The organism is Streptomyces sp. NPDC051582, assembly GCF_040681715.1.
In the GTDB taxonomy this organism is placed as follows: domain Bacteria; phylum Actinomycetota; class Actinomycetes; order Streptomycetales; family Streptomycetaceae; genus Streptomyces.
Genome location: NZ_JBFAZJ010000013.1, coordinates 1 through 14,122, shown reverse-complemented (window position 1 = coordinate 14,122; position 14,122 = coordinate 1). Strand labels below are relative to the sequence as shown.

The window sequence follows — 14,122 nt, the reverse complement described above, 5'->3', positions numbered from 1 at the left end:
ACACGAATGTGTCAGTTGTCGTACTCGTCCAGCGGCGGGCAGGAGCAGACCAGGTTGCGGTCGCCGAAGGCGCCGTCGATCCGGCGCACCGGCGGCCAGTACTTCTCCGCCGCCGTGACCCCGCCCGGGAACACGGCCTCGTCGCGGCTGTACGGGTGGTTCCACTCGCCGCCCAGCGCCGCCGCGGTGTGCGGGGAGTTGGCCAGCGGGTTGTCGTCCACCGGCCACTCGCCGCCCGCGACCCGCTCGATCTCGCCGCGGATGGCGATCATCGCGTCGCAGAAGCGGTCGATCTCGGCGAGGTCCTCGGACTCCGTCGGCTCGATCATCAGCGTGCCGGCCACCGGGAAGGACATCGTCGGCGCGTGGAAGCCGTAGTCGATCAGGCGCTTGGCGATGTCGTCGACGCTGACGCCCGTCGCCTTCGACAGCGGGCGCAGGTCGATGATGCACTCGTGCGCGACCAGGTTGCCCGGGCCGGTGTAGAGCACGGGGTAGTGCGGCTCCAGGCGCTTGGCGATGTAGTTCGCGCCGAGCACCGCCACCTGGGTGGCGCGCTTGAGGCCCTCGCCGCCCATCAGGCGCACGTACGACCAGGAGATCGGCAGGATGCCCGCCGAGCCCCACGGGGCGGCCGAGATCGGGCCGACGCCCGTCTCCGGACCCGCCGTGGGCTGGAGCGGGTGGTTCGGAAGGTACGGGGCCAGGTGCGCCCGGACACCGACCGGGCCGACGCCCGGGCCGCCGCCGCCGTGCGGGATGCAGAAGGTCTTGTGCAGGTTCAGGTGCGAGACGTCGCCGCCGAAGTGACCCGGCTTGGCCAGGCCCACCAGGGCGTTCAGGTTGGCGCCGTCCACGTACACCTGACCGCCGGCCTCGTGCACCTGGGCGCAGATGTCGGCGACGTGCTCCTCGAACACACCGTGCGTCGAGGGGTACGTGATCATCAGCACGGCGAGCTCGTCGCGGTGCTGCTCGATCTTGGCGCGCAGGTCGGCCGCGTCCACCTCGCCGTCGTCGGCGGTCTTGACGACGACGACCTTCATGCCGGCCATCACGGCGCTGGCGGCGTTGGTGCCGTGCGCGGAGGACGGGATGAGGCAGACGGTGCGCTGCTCGTCGCCGTTCGCCCGGTGGTAGGCGCGGACGGCCAGCAGGCCGGCGAGCTCACCCTGGGAGCCGGCGTTCGGCTGGATGGAGACCTTGTCGTAGCCGGTGACCTCGCAGAGACGTTCCTCCAGCTCGGTGATGAGCGTGAGGTACCCCTCGGCCTGCTCGACCGGGGCGAACGGGTGCAGCTGGCCGAATTCGGGCCAGGTGACCGGCTCCATCTCGGTGGTCGCGTTGAGCTTCATGGTGCAGGAGCCCAGCGGGATCATGCCGCGGTCCAGCGCGTAGTCCTTGTCCGCCAGCTTGCGCAGGTAGCGCAGCATCGCGGTCTCGCTGCGGTGCTGGTGGAACACGGGGTGCGCCAGGTAGTCGTCCGAGCGCAGCAGGCCCTCGGGCAGCGCCTCGGCCGTGGTCTCGTCGAGCGTCTCGATGTCCGCGGTGACGCCGAAGGCGGCCCAGACGGCCTCGATGCCGGCGCGCAGCGTCGTCTCGTCGCAGGAGACGGAGACGAGGTCGGCGTCGACCTGGAACAGGTTGACCCCGCCCTGGCGGGCGGCGGCGACGACCTCGGCGGCCTTGCCGGGCACCCGGGCGGTGACGGTGTCGAAGTACGAGCCGTGCACGAGCTCGACCCCGCCGGCCCGGAGACCGGCCGCGAGCAGGCTCGCGTAGCGGTGCGTGCGGCGGGCGATCGTCCGCAGGCCGTCGGGGCCGTGGTAGACGGCGTACATGCCGGCCATGACGGCGAGCAGCACCTGCGCGGTGCAGATGTTGCTGGTGGCCTTCTCGCGGCGGATGTGCTGCTCACGGGTCTGCAGGGCGAGGCGGTAGGCCTTGTTGCCGTCCGCGTCCACGGAGACGCCGACGAGGCGGCCCGGCAGCGAGCGGGCGTGCTTGTCCTGGACGGCCATGTAGCCGGCGTGCGGACCGCCGAAGCCCATCGGGACGCCGAAGCGCTGGGTGGTGCCGACCGCGATGTCCGCGCCGAGCGCGCCCGGGGAAGTCAGCAGGGTCAGGGCCAGCAGGTCGGCGGAGACGGCGACGATCGCGCCGAGCTCGTGCGCCTGGTCGATGACCGGCTTGATGTCCCGCACGGCGCCGGAGGCGCCCGGGTACTGGAGGAGCACGCCGTAGACCCCGCGCTCGGCGACCTCGGCCGGGATGCCACCGGACAGGTCGGCGACGACGACCTCGATGCCGATCGGCTCGGCGCGGGTCTCGATCACGGCGATCGTCTGCGGCAGCGCGTCGGCGTCTACCAGGAAGATGTTGCCCTTGGACTTGCCCACGCGGCGGGCCAGCGTCATGGCCTCGGCGGCCGCCGTGCCCTCGTCGAGGAGGGAGGCGCCGGAGGTCGGCAGGCCGGTGAGGTCGGCGACGACGGTCTGGAAGTTGAGGAGCGCCTCCAGGCGGCCCTGCGAGATCTCGGGCTGGTAGGGCGTGTACGCCGTGTACCAGGCCGGGTTCTCCATCACGTTGCGCAGGATCACCGGCGGGGTGAAGGTCCCGTAGTAGCCGAGACCGATCATGGGCGTGAGGACCTGGTTGCGGTCGGCGAGCGTGCGCAGCTCGGCCAGCACCTCGGCCTCGGTCAGCGCCTCGGGCAGGTTCAGCGCCTCGGCGCTCTTGATCACATCCGGTACCGCGGCGGCGGTCAGTTCGTCCAGCGAGCCGTAGCCCACGTGGGCGAGCATCTTCGCCTGCGCCTCGGCATCCGGGCCGATGTGGCGCTGCTCGAAGGGGATGCCTCGCTCCAGCTGGGAGAGCGGAATGCGGTTGGCGGTCATGTACGGAGGCCTCCTGGGTCGTACGACCTGCGAGGGGCACCACGGCGCGGGCACCCGGACGGCCTCCCCCTCTGTCATCTCAACCTGAGAGCTTCACCGGAGTCGCGGGGGTGACCCGCGGATTCCGGCTTTCACCGTCGGTGAGGAGGGGAACCGGCACTGCGCGCCCGGTACCCGCCCCTGCTTTCCAGAGTGGCCTCGTCACGTGCGGTACGTATGCCTGAGAGATTCCGGGGAGGATTTGCTCCTTCGGCGCCTCCGTCGTTCTCACTCGGAGGACTCTCCCGCACAGGGTCAACAGCCGTCACCCAGCCTACCAGCGAGGTTCTGGCCCCTGCTTCGAGTGGCCCGCACTGCGGAAATGCCCTTCTGTAGTCATTACGGAGGAGTTGCGACCATATGGAGGGACCGTGCAGACCGACATCGATCCGCGCAGCCTGATCGGCCGCAAGGCGTTCGACCGCAACGGAACCAAGATCGGCACCGTCGACGAGGTGTACCTCGACGATGCCACGGGCGTGCCCGAGTGGGCCGCCGTCCGGACGGGCCTGTTCAGCCGGGACGCGTTCGTCCCGCTGGAGCCGAGCGAGGTCGTCGACGACACCCTGCGGGTCCCCTTCGAGCGCTCCCTCATCAAGGACGCCCCGGACTTCGGCGTCGGCCGCCACCTCTCCCCAGAACAGGAACTCCAGCTCTACCACCACTACGGCCTGGACATTTCCCTCCCGTCGGACATCCGCCGCGACTTCGGCCGCCTGGCGAACGGGGAGGACGGCCCCTAAGCCGCCGGCCGCGGATCGGCACGGCCCACGAGGGGCAGCGGATCGGAGGGCTCCAGCTCGGGGTCGTCCACTCGGAAGGTGCGCACCCGGCCCGGTGGCGATCCGGGCTGCTCGAAGCGCACGGTCACCCTCCCGACCCCGCTGCCCTGCACCCAGCCGGGCCCGTACACGGCGTGCAGTACGTCGCTCCCGGCCGCCCAGCGCCGCTCCGGGGCGGCCTCGGGCTCCCCGCCCGGCCCCCCGGCCTCCGCGCCCTCGGCGGCCCCTCCAGGCCCTCCAGGCCCCACCGCCCCCGAAGGCCCACCGGACTCCGCCGCACCATCCGCCGCTACGCCTCCAGCTCCCGCGGCGGCCCCCGCGGCACCCTCCGCGGCTGCGGCCCCGGCGACCGCCTCCGCGGCCGCAGCCTCCTCCGCCGCCAGCGACTGCGCGAACAGGTCCTCCTGCGTGTAGTCCGCCAGGCCCGTCACGCCCACCCCGAGCAGCCGAACCCCGCCCGTGGTGTCCACGGCCTCCAGCAGCCGCGCCGCGGCCTCCCGCACCACCGCGGGATCGTCCGTGGGCCCCCGCAGCGTCTCGGAGCGGGTCAGCGTGGAGAAGTCGTAGCGCCGCACCTTCAGCACGATCGTGCGCCCCGAGTGCCCCGAGCCGCGCAGCCTCTGCACGCACCGGTCGGCGAGGCGCTGCACCTCGGTGCGGATCCGCACCCGGTCGTGCAGGTCCACGTCGAAGGTGTCCTCCACCGACACCGACTTAGCGTCGCGCTCGGCGACCACGGGCCGGTCGTCCAGTCCCAGCGCCATCCGGTACAGCCCGAGCCCGTGCGAGCGCCCGACCATCCGGACCAGCTCGTCCTCGCCGGCCTCGGCCAGCTCCCCGACCGTGGTGATACCGGCCCGCCGCAGGTGCTCCCCGGTGACGGGCCCCACCCCGGGCAGGGTCCGCACCGACATCGGGGCGAGCAGCTCCCGCTCGGTGCCCGGTTCGATCAGCAGCAGCCCGGCCGGCTTGGCCTCCTCCGACGCCACCTTGGCCAGCATCTTGGATCCCGCCAGCCCCACGGACCCGCTCAGGCCCGTCACGGCCCGGATGTCCGCCCGCAGCCGCTCCCCCGTCTCCCGGGCGCCCTTCGAATCGAAGGCGGTCCCGCCCGCCTCCAGGTCCACGAAGGCCTCGTCCAGGCTGAGGGGCTCCACCAACGGGGACAGCTCCCGCAGCAGCCCCATGACCACCTCGCTGACCGCCTGGTACAGCCGGAAGCGCGGGATCAGGTACGCGCCGTTCGGGCAGAGCCGGCGCGCCTGGGCCGTCGGCATCGCCGAATGCACCCCGAAGCGCCGGGCCTCGTAAGAAGCGGTGGCGACGACTCCGCGCGGCCCGAGTCCGCCGACGATCACGGCCTTGCCGCGCAGGCTCGGCTTCGACGCCTGCTCCACGGAGGCGTAGAAGGCGTCCATGTCCAGATGCAGGATGGTCGGCGCGGCTCTCACAGCCCCGATGCTGCCTCATGCCACTGACATTCGGCCGGGGCCGGGCCCCGGGTGTGCGGGCCGCGCCGGAAAGCGTGCTCAGCCGGCCCGGTTGCGCCGCGCCGCCAGCTCGTCCGTCGGGTTGTGTCCGACCACCGTCTCACCGGTGTCGACCCGCTCGCCGTGCAGCTGCGACAGCGCGTTCTCCACGTCGCGCCAGACCACGCCCACGGCGATGCCGAAGATGCCCTGGCCGCCCTGGAGCAGGCTCACGACCTGGTCCGGCGAGGTGCACTCGTACACGGTGGCGCCGTCGCTCATCAGCGTCATGCGCTCCAGGTCCGAGAACCCGCGGTCGCGCAGGTGCTGGACCGCGGTCCGGATGTTCTGCAGCGCCACCCCGGTGTCCAGGAAACGCTTGACGATCTTGAGGACCACCACGTCCCGGAAGCTGTAGAGGCGCTGCGTCCCCGACCCGCTGGCGGGGCGCACCGTGGGCTCCACCAGCCCGGTCCGCGCCCAGTAGTCCAACTGGCGGTACGTGATGCCCGCCGCGGCGCACGCGGTCGGTCCCCGGTAGCCGACCTGCTCGGGTGCCGGCTCCGCTCCCACCGGCGCGACCGGCGTACTGTCCGGCTGACGGCGCGCGGATCCCGCCGCACTGCCGTGGAGCGGGTACGGCCCACCGTCACTTCGCACGGGGATGCCCCCGGTCGTACCGTCGCCCGTGACTCTCACGCCGACCCTCCGTCCTTGACCTGCCCCCTCGAAGGTAGGCAGTCACCAGGGGTGCGTCAACGATCGCCACACTCGGCACGCCGAGTGATAATCACCCTGAGAGTGGTTTCCCGTGTCCTGTGCCGGGGAAAGGCTATCCGAATGGGCTGATGCTCCCCGTGGACACGCGTCGTGGACGGCACGGCCGGCGCGGCCGCCGGCTCATTGCGGGCCGGTGCCGAAGTCCTCCGGGGAGATCTGGTCGAGGAACTCGCGGAACTTCTCCACCTCGTCCTCCTGCTCGTCAGGAATGGCGATTCCGGCGTCGTCCAGCACGCCGTCGCTCCCGTAGATCGGCGTTCCGGTGCGCAGGGCGAGCGCTATGGCGTCGGAAGGACGCGCGCTCACCTCCACCCCGCTGGCGAAGACAAGCTCCGCGTAGAAGACGCCCTCCCGCAAATCCGTGATCCGGACCTCGGTGAGCTCCTCGCCGACCGCCTCCAGCACGTCCTTGAACAGGTCGTGCGTCAGCGGGCGGGCAGGGGCCATGCCCTGCTGCGCGAAGGCAATGGCGGTCGCCTCCCCCGGTCCGATCCAGATGGGGAGGTACCGGTCGCCTCCCACTTCACGCAGGAGCACGATCGGTTGGTTGGAGGGCATTTCCACCCGGACACCCACAACGTCGAGCTCGTTCACACAGCAACCCTAGGACCTGCTCGGCAGGTTTGGGTAGTCGGGCCCCCTCGGAGATCCCCGAGGTCAGTGCAGACGGACCCCGAGAGCGGTCTGCACCAAGGCCTCGTGGAGCCGTACGGAGAGTCCCGCGAGCTCCTTCAACGTGGCCTCCGCATGGGCCCTGGTCTGCGGGTTGCGGTGGCGGCGCAGTGGTGCCACGACCTGCTCCACCAGACCCGCCTCGCGGTCCGCGGCGGCCTTCATGGCCCGCAGGTGGCGCGGTTCCAGCCCGAAGCGGCCCAGATCCGCCACCAGGCGTGCCACGGTGACCGTCTCGGCGTCGAATCCGCCACCCGGGGCCTCGCCGATCAGCCCGTACGACTCCCACTCGGCGAGCTGGGCCTCGTCGACCTCGGCCGCGGCGAGCAGCTCGGCGCGCCCCACCCGGGGCGCGGCGGCCCGCTCCCGGCCCACCTCGCCGTAGACGGCGCCGGGACTCGCGGGATCGACGAAATCCCCGTGCGCCGTGGGCGCGGGGATACGGATCTGCTCACCGCGGGCGAGCGCGTCCAGCTGCTCGCGGATGACCTTCAACGGCAGGTAGTGGTCTCGCTGCAACCGCAGGATCCGGGCCAGCCGCTCGACGTCCTCGGTGCTGAACTTGCGGTATCCGGAAGGTGTGCGCCGGGGCTCGACGAGCCCCTCCGCCTCCAGGAAGCGGATCTTCGAGATCGTGACTTCGGGGAACTCGTCGCGCAGCAGCGTGAGCACCGTTCCGATGCTCACCAGCCGCCCGGCCGAGCCGACGCTGCCGGCGGTGCCGCTCTTCGGGGCACCGCCGGTGGGGATGCGCAGCATGGGACCTTCCCTCTGGGGGGTGTCCCCCGGACGGAGTCCGGAGGTGCGGGTCCCCCGGACGGAGCCCGGGCGGGGGACCCCCCGGGCACACCCCAGGGGAAGGATCAGATGCCCCGCAGGCTCGCGTAGAAGACCAGCCGGTACTTGCCGATCTGCACCTCGTCGCCGTTGTGCAGGGCGACGGAGTCGATCGGCTCACGGTTCACGTACGTGCCGTTGAGGCTGCCCACGTCGGCGACGGTGAAGCCGCCGTCCTGGCTCCTGCGGAATTCGACATGCCGCCGGGAGACCGTCACGTCGTCCAGGAAGATGTCGCTCTGCGGGTGCCGGCCCGCCGTGGTCAGCTCACCGTCCAGCAGGAAGCGGCTGCCGGAGTTGGGACCGCGCCGCACGATGAGCAGAGCGGAACCCGGAGGCAGAGCTTCCACCGCGGCCTGGGCCTCGGGGGACAGCGAGGACGACACGTGCTGCTGTCCCGACGCCTCGGCCTCGTAGGCCTCAAGGCCCGAGATCGAGATGGTGGACGTGGTCTCCGAGGCACGCTCCGGCGTCAGGCCCGCCCGCAGCGGCGCGCCGCAGTTGGAGCAGAACCGGCTGGCCGCATCGCTGCGGTGTCCGCACCTGCTGCAAACCTGCTCGGCCGACATGGACGGCTCCTCGCGCCGCGGCTGCCCCGCGGAGGCGTTGGTGGCATACGGGTCGGGGGCAAACCCTCCACCCGAACTTGAGGTTGATGGTTCACCGAAACCTATGCGCCCGGAACCGGCAGGGTCAACAGACGACGCGCCCGGCGCGCCCGGAACATCCCCCGCGCCGGCGACCTCGTCACGGAAGAGCGGCCGGTCGCCCTGCCCTTCCACCTCTCCCTGCCCCGCACGGTGCTTGGCCGCACCGCTTTCCTCGCGGTTCTTCTTTCCGAACAACTTCTCAAACAACTTCACGGGCGATTCCCCTTGAACGAAACAGACCCGCCCGTGGGGCAGGACGAACTCCGAATGCACACACCTGCCGACCCGGACATTCTCACAACGTCCGTAACCACCAGACAGTTTCCACCACGCGGCACGACTTCAGTGCGCCGACCCCCCGCAGGCATCAGCCCGCGTGAGGCCGTCCGCGCTCCGTCCCGCGTCACGACGATGACGACCGAGCGTAGTCAGGCTGCTTCGCAGCCCGCAAGGCATCCACAACGATCTTCGCCGGTCGTGTGACGCCGACGGTGGCCTGTTCCTTCTCCAGTGTCTGCACGACACCGCCGGGGATGTTCAGGGCGGGCTCCAGATCCTGCGGCTTGCCGATCACCTTGAACTCATAAGGCTGTGTGATCTTCTTACCGTCGATCCCGATGCCGCCGCCCTCGTCCGAGAAGAAGGAGCTCGCCACTACCCGCACACCGTTGACCTGGATCGCCTCGGCCCCGGCCGCCCGCAGCTCCTGGAGGGTGTCCAGCAGCTGGTCCGACTGCACCTGGCCCGTGGGATCGGTGATCTTCAAGACGATGCCCGGCCCCTGAGCTGCCACCGTACCGGCCAGGATCCCGAGTTGGCGTTCCTTCTCGACCGTCTGCCGACGCGCCTCCTCGGCCTGGTTCGAGCTGCTCTCCAGTTCCTTGCGCTGGTCCTCCAGCCGCTGCTTCTCGTCCTCCAGGCGCTTGGTCCGCCCGTCGAGCTCGTCGAGGATCCGCACGAGGTCCTCCTGACGGGCCCCGCGCAACGCGCTGGAGTCGCTGTTCGAGCGCACCTGGATGGCCAGGCCCAGACCGAGGACGAACAGGAGAAGCGCGACGATCAGTTGGGCCCTGCTCGCTCGGGGCGGCCACACCGACTCCGCCAGCCGCTGCCGGCCGCTGCGCGCGGGCGCCCCGGGCTCACCGGGCTGCGCCTCCCCGCCACCCGCCGGGGGCCCGGCGGGCCGCGCCGGCTCGTCCTGGGGCGGCAGCTCCGAGCCCATCGGCTCCTCGGGCGGGTTGTCGTTCGTACTCATCGGCCTCACGCCCGGAACACGTGCCGGCGGATGGCCGCGGCGTTGGAGAAGATGCGGATGCCCAGGACCACGACCACACCGGTGGACAGCTGCGAGCCGACGCCCAGCTTGTCGCCGAGGAAGACGATCAGCGCCGCGACGACCACGTTCGACAGGAACGACACCACGAAGACCTTGTCGACGAAGATGCCGTCCAGCATCGCGCGCAACCCCCCGAACACCGCGTCCAGCGCCGCCACCACGGCGATCGGCAGATAAGGCTCGACGACGGCCGGCACTTCGGGCCGGACCAGAAGTCCGACCACCACTCCGGCCACCAGGCCCAGTACCGCGATCACGATGCACCCTTCTTCGGCTCTTCTGCTGTAGCTGTACGTACGGTCAGGCTGGACGCGGCCGGCAGTCGCAGCCCGTCCGCCGGGGACAAGGTGGCGCGGATCCCGTAGTTCTCCTGCAGGGCGTGCAGGTACTGGCCGTCCGCGGAGTCCTGGAACGCCGTCCCGAGCCGCTTCTTGTCCCCCACCGCCAGCACTTCGTACGGCGGCACCAACGGCCTGTTGTCGACCAGTATCGCGTCACCCGCGGCCCGGATCGCCGACAACGCCGTCAGCCGCTGCCCGTTGATCGAGATGGCCTCGGCCCCGGACTGCCACAGCCCGTTGACGATCTTCTGCATGTCCCGGTCCCGCAGCCGGCCGGTGTCCGAGAACCCGGCGTTCTCGCGCGGCTTGCCGCCACCGCCGGAAGAGGAGCCCTTCGCGTCGTCGACGACCAGCTTCAGACCCGGCCCCTGGACCTCGGTCGCACCGGACAGCAGCGCCACGAGCTGCCCCTGGTCCCCGCCGTGCTGTTTGAGCGCCTCGCGCTGGCGGCTCGCGACGTTCTCCCGCAGCCGCTCGATGTCCCGCTCCAGGCCGTCCGCGTGCTCGTCGGCCCGCTGCACCCGGTCGATCAGCTCCTGCCGCTCCTTGGCCAGCACCGGCGCCGCTATCCGCGCCTGGGCGGCACCCAGCGTGACGACCATGGCGGCGAGCACGAGCCCGGCGGCGAGCGCCAGCTTGGCCTTCAGATTGCGCGGCAGACCGGCCGTGCCGTCCGCCTCGCGCCGGGCCGACGCTTCCGCGTAGCCCTCGTCGAGACTGTGGTCCATCACGTGCGTCAGCAGCGACATGGACGCGTCCGGGCGCGCGGGGGGCGCCGGCGCCGAACTCCGGTTGTGGGGCGGCTGCGACATGCCGCTCATCGTCGCATGTCGGCGCCGCCCGTACCGAATGCGCCCGTCCGGTGGACAGGGAGCAACATCCTCCGCACCCTGCCCACCGGACCGCTCTGTTCCGTCAGCTGCCGGGGCTCAGCGCCCGGCGCCGTCCACGACGGCCGCCCACTCGTCCAGGAGCGCCTGCGCGGACGCGTCGTCGGGCCCCTCGGCCCACAGGTGCGTGACGGCCTCCGCCGGGTCCGGCAGGACCAGCGCCCACCGTCCGTCGGCCTCCACGACCCGCACACCGTCGGTGGTGTCCACCTGCCGGTCCCCGGCCGCCTCCACGACCCGCCGCATGACGAGCCCCTTCACCGCCCACGGAGTCGGCACGTCCCGCTTGAGTACATGGGCTCGCGGTATCCGCGCATCGATCTGGCTCAGCGTGAGCTGCGTCCGCGCCACCAGCCCGATCAGCTGGACGAACGCCGCCGATCCGTCGAAGACGCTGCTGAACTCCGGAACGATGTAGCCGCCCCGGCCGTCTCCGCCGAAGATCGTGTTCTCCGCCCGGCCCACGCGCGTCAGGTCGTCGGGCGAGGTCGTCGTCCACTCCACCTGGGTGCCGTGGTACGCCGCCACCTGCTCGGCGATCCGGGTCGTGGTCACCGGCAGCGCCACCTTGCCGCTGCGCTTCTCCGCGGCCACCAGGTCGAGCAGCACCAGCAGGGCCCGGTCGTCCTCGATGATCCGCCCGCGCTCGTCGACCAGGGAGATCCGCTCGCCCACCGGGTCGAAGCGCACCCCGAAGGCGGCCCGCGCCGAGGCCACGATCTCCCCGAGCCGTACCAGCCCGGCCCGCCGGGACTCCGCCGTCTCTGTCGGCCGGGACTCGTCGAGGCCGGGATTGATCGTCAACGCGTCCACTTCGAGCCGGCCCAAGAGGCTGGGCAGGACGAGCCCGGCACTGCCGTTGGAGGCGTCCACGACCACCTTGAGCCCGGAGTCGGCGACACCGGTCGTGTCCACCCGCCGCAGCAGCGAACCCGTATAGGCGTCGAAGACACTGCCCGGGAACTGGAGGTCACCGATCTCGCCCGGGAAGGCGCGCCGGTACTCCTGGCGCGCGTACACCCGGTCCAGCTTGCGCTGCTGCTGCAGCGAGAGGTCGGCTCCCCGCTCGTCCAGGAACACGATGTCGACCGAGTCCGGCACTCCGGGCGAGGTACGGACCACGATCCCGCCCGCGGTACCACGGGCGGTCTGCTGCCGCGCCACCGGCAGCGGTACGTTCTCCAGGTCGCGCACGTTGATCGCGCTGGCCTGCAGCGCAGAGATCACCGCCCGCTTGAGCGCTCTCGCGCCGCGGGAGTGGTCACGGGCCGTGGTGACCGTCGCGCCCTTCTTCAGGGTCGTCGCGTACGCACCGGCGAGCCGGACCACCAGCTCGGGGGTGATCTCCACGTTCAGGATGCCGGTGACGCCGCGGGCACCGAAGAGATGCGCCTGACCGCGGGACTCCCAGATCACCGACGTGTTGACGAAGGCACCGGCCTCGATCGTCTTGAAGGGGTAGACGCGCACGTTCCCCTGGATGATCGATTCCTCACCCACCAGGCACTCGTCACCGATGACGGCCCCGTCCTCGATCCGGGCGGCCCGCATGATGTCGGTGTTCTTGCCGATGACGCAGCCGCGCAGATTGCTGTGCGGCCCGATGTAGACGTTGTCGTGGATGACGGCCTTGTGCAGGAAGGCCCCGCTCTTCACGACGACGTTCGACCCGACCACCGTGTGCTCGCGGATCTCCACGCCGGCCTCGACCTTGGCGTAGTCCCCGATGTACAGCGGCCCGCGGAGCACGGCGTCCGGGCTCACCTCGGCGCCTTCGGCGATCCACACGCCGGGCGAGATCTCGAAGCCGTCCATCTCGACCTGGACCTTGCCTTCGAGAACGTCGGCCTGCGCCTTGACGTAGCTCTCGTGCGTGCCGACGTCCTCCCAGTAGCCCTCGGCCACGTAGCCGTAGATCGGCCGGCCTTCCTTCATCAGCTGCGGGAAGACGTCACCGGACCAGTCGACCGGAACATCCGGGTCCACGTAATTGAAGACCTCGGGCTCCATCACGTAGATGCCGGTGTTGACGGTGTCCGAGAACACCTGCCCCCACGTCGGCTTTTCGAGGAAGCGCTCAACCTTGCCTTCCTCGTCCACGATGGTGATGCCGAATTCCAGCGGATTCGGCACCCGCGTCAGGCACACCGTGACGAGTGCGCCCTTCTGTTTGTGGAACCGGATGAGATCGGTGAGGTCGAAGTCGGTGAGCGCATCGCCGGAAATGACGAGGAAAGCATCGTCCTTCAAGGCCTCCTCGGCGTTCTTCACGCTGCCGGCAGTGCCGAGTGGCTTCTCCTCGTTGGCATAGGTGAGCTCCATACCGAGCTCCTCGCCGTCACCGAAGTAGTTCTTGACCAGTGACGCCAAGAACTGGACGGTAACAACGGTCTCACTGAGCCCATGCCGCTTGAGCAGCCTGAGCACGTGCTCCATGATCGGCCGGTTGGCCACCGGCAGGAGCGGCTTGGGCATGCTTGAGGTCATGGGGCGAAGGCGAGTGCCTTCGCCACCGGCCATCACGACGGCCTTCATGTCGGAAGAGTCCTCCTTGAGAGACGGCGTTCTCGCCGACCTCACCCGTCCCGGACGGTGACTCCGCAACTCCTCCGCGTCAGTCCCACGCCGAGCGAGCTCAATCGGCCGTGGCGTCCGCCTTCACGAGCCGGCGGACTTGCACCACGTAAAGGATTCCTGCCCACCAGTAGAGGGTTGTACCCCATCCGGCGAACGCCCATCCGAAAACTGACCCCATCCAGGCCAACCAACCCGTACCGTCACTGAGCAACAGCAGCGGGAAGGCGTACATCAGGTTGAAGGTCGCGGCCTTGCCGAGGAAGTTGACCTGCGGCGGCGGATAGCCGTGTCGGCGCAGGATCCAGACCATGACCAGCAGCATCAGCTCGCGGGCCACCAGTGCCCCGGTGAGCCACAGCGGCAGAATCTCGCGATAGGTCAGGCCGAAGAGCGTGGAGAGGATGTACAGCCGGTCCGCGGCAGGATCCAGCAGCCGGCCGAGGTTGCTGATCTGATTCCAGCGCCGCGCCAGCTTCCCGTCGAGGTAGTCACTGACCCCGCTCAGCATGAGCACGGCCAGTGCCCAGCCGTCGTGCTCCTCCAGAATCAGCCACAGGAACAGGGGCACGCCGGCGAGGCGAGCCATGCTCAGGATGTTCGGAATGGTGAAAATTCGGTCCGTCTGAACCCGAGTCTCCTGGACCTCCACCCGGGGGCCTCCACTGTTGAACGTACGAACGATGCCTCATGACCCTACAGGACCCCACAGGGACCCAGAACGCAGAAAAGCCCCGCACCAGAAGGTGCGGGGCTTTCCCACAATGATTGTTCGGCGGCGTCCTACTCTCCCACAGGGTCCCCCCTGCAGTACCATCGGCGCTGAAAGGCTTAGCTTCCGGGTTCGGAATGTAA

12 protein-coding genes, 1 rRNA gene and 1 riboswitch are annotated in these 14,122 nt (G+C 70.3%); of the genes, 1 reads left to right on the top strand and 12 read right to left on the bottom strand.

The genetic code is table 11. The annotated features are described in order from the left end of the window. Positions 1–11: 11 nt before the first annotated feature. The gene (gcvP, locus tag AB0M92_RS18245) at positions 12–2,897 is read right to left on the bottom strand and encodes an aminomethyl-transferring glycine dehydrogenase (RefSeq protein ID WP_366103211.1); all 2,886 of its coding nucleotides are present in this window, start codon (positions 2,895–2,897) and stop codon (positions 12–14) included. Positions 2,898–3,095: 198 nt separating this feature from the next. Then, positions 3,096–3,194: riboswitch (glycine riboswitch) on the bottom strand. A gap of 113 nt (positions 3,195–3,307) precedes the next feature. On the opposite strand from gcvP, the gene AB0M92_RS18240 reads away from it, so the two are divergent. Beyond that, positions 3,308–3,679: a PRC-barrel domain-containing protein gene (locus tag AB0M92_RS18240; RefSeq protein ID WP_366103210.1), complete on the top strand. Its 372-nt coding sequence runs from the start codon at positions 3,308–3,310 to the stop codon at positions 3,677–3,679. On the opposite strand, the gene AB0M92_RS18235 is transcribed toward AB0M92_RS18240, so the two are convergent. The 11 genes from AB0M92_RS18235 to rrf all read right to left on the bottom strand — a co-directional run. Beyond that, entirely contained in the window at positions 3,676–5,169 is a 1,494-nt protein-coding gene (locus AB0M92_RS18235) for a DNA polymerase IV (RefSeq protein ID WP_366103209.1), read from the bottom strand. The genes AB0M92_RS18240 and AB0M92_RS18235 overlap by 4 nt on opposite strands. Before the next feature lie 78 nt (positions 5,170–5,247). Continuing rightward, positions 5,248–5,886 (bottom strand): MerR family transcriptional regulator, encoded by a 639-nt coding sequence (locus tag AB0M92_RS18230; protein WP_366103208.1) that lies wholly within the window; start codon positions 5,884–5,886, stop codon positions 5,248–5,250. Positions 5,887–6,087: 201 nt separating this feature from the next. Further along, positions 6,088–6,561 (bottom strand): bifunctional nuclease family protein, encoded by a 474-nt coding sequence (locus AB0M92_RS18225; protein ID WP_007262890.1) that lies wholly within the window; start codon positions 6,559–6,561, stop codon positions 6,088–6,090. A 63-nt stretch (positions 6,562–6,624) separates the two neighbouring features. After that, positions 6,625–7,398: a MerR family transcriptional regulator gene (locus AB0M92_RS18220; RefSeq protein ID WP_366103207.1), complete on the bottom strand. Its 774-nt coding sequence runs from the start codon at positions 7,396–7,398 to the stop codon at positions 6,625–6,627. A gap of 104 nt (positions 7,399–7,502) precedes the next feature. Next, positions 7,503–8,399, bottom strand: a complete 897-nt coding sequence (locus AB0M92_RS18215) for an FHA domain-containing protein (protein WP_366103206.1) — start codon at positions 8,397–8,399, stop codon at positions 7,503–7,505. A 130-nt stretch (positions 8,400–8,529) separates the two neighbouring features. Further along, positions 8,530–9,381: a DUF881 domain-containing protein gene (locus tag AB0M92_RS18210; RefSeq protein WP_366103205.1), complete on the bottom strand. Its 852-nt coding sequence runs from the start codon at positions 9,379–9,381 to the stop codon at positions 8,530–8,532. A 5-nt stretch (positions 9,382–9,386) separates the two neighbouring features. Next, entirely contained in the window at positions 9,387–9,719 is a 333-nt protein-coding gene (locus AB0M92_RS18205; protein WP_030158423.1) for a small basic family protein, read from the bottom strand. Then, positions 9,716–10,624: a DUF881 domain-containing protein gene (locus AB0M92_RS18200; RefSeq protein ID WP_366103204.1), complete on the bottom strand. Its 909-nt coding sequence runs from the start codon at positions 10,622–10,624 to the stop codon at positions 9,716–9,718. The genes AB0M92_RS18205 and AB0M92_RS18200 overlap by 4 nt, the downstream gene beginning before the upstream one ends. Before the next feature lie 108 nt (positions 10,625–10,732). Beyond that, positions 10,733–13,228 carry a mannose-1-phosphate guanyltransferase gene (locus AB0M92_RS18195; RefSeq protein ID WP_366103203.1) on the bottom strand — a complete coding sequence of 832 codons (2,496 nt, stop codon included), beginning with the start codon at positions 13,226–13,228 and terminating at the stop codon, positions 10,733–10,735. Between the two features lie 100 nt (positions 13,229–13,328). Next, complete coding sequence (locus AB0M92_RS18190) at positions 13,329–13,919, bottom strand: CDP-alcohol phosphatidyltransferase family protein (protein ID WP_366103202.1); 591 nt, start codon at positions 13,917–13,919, stop codon at positions 13,329–13,331. Between the two features lie 118 nt (positions 13,920–14,037). Continuing rightward, positions 14,038–14,122 (bottom strand): 5S ribosomal RNA (gene rrf, locus AB0M92_RS18185); the annotation flags it as partial.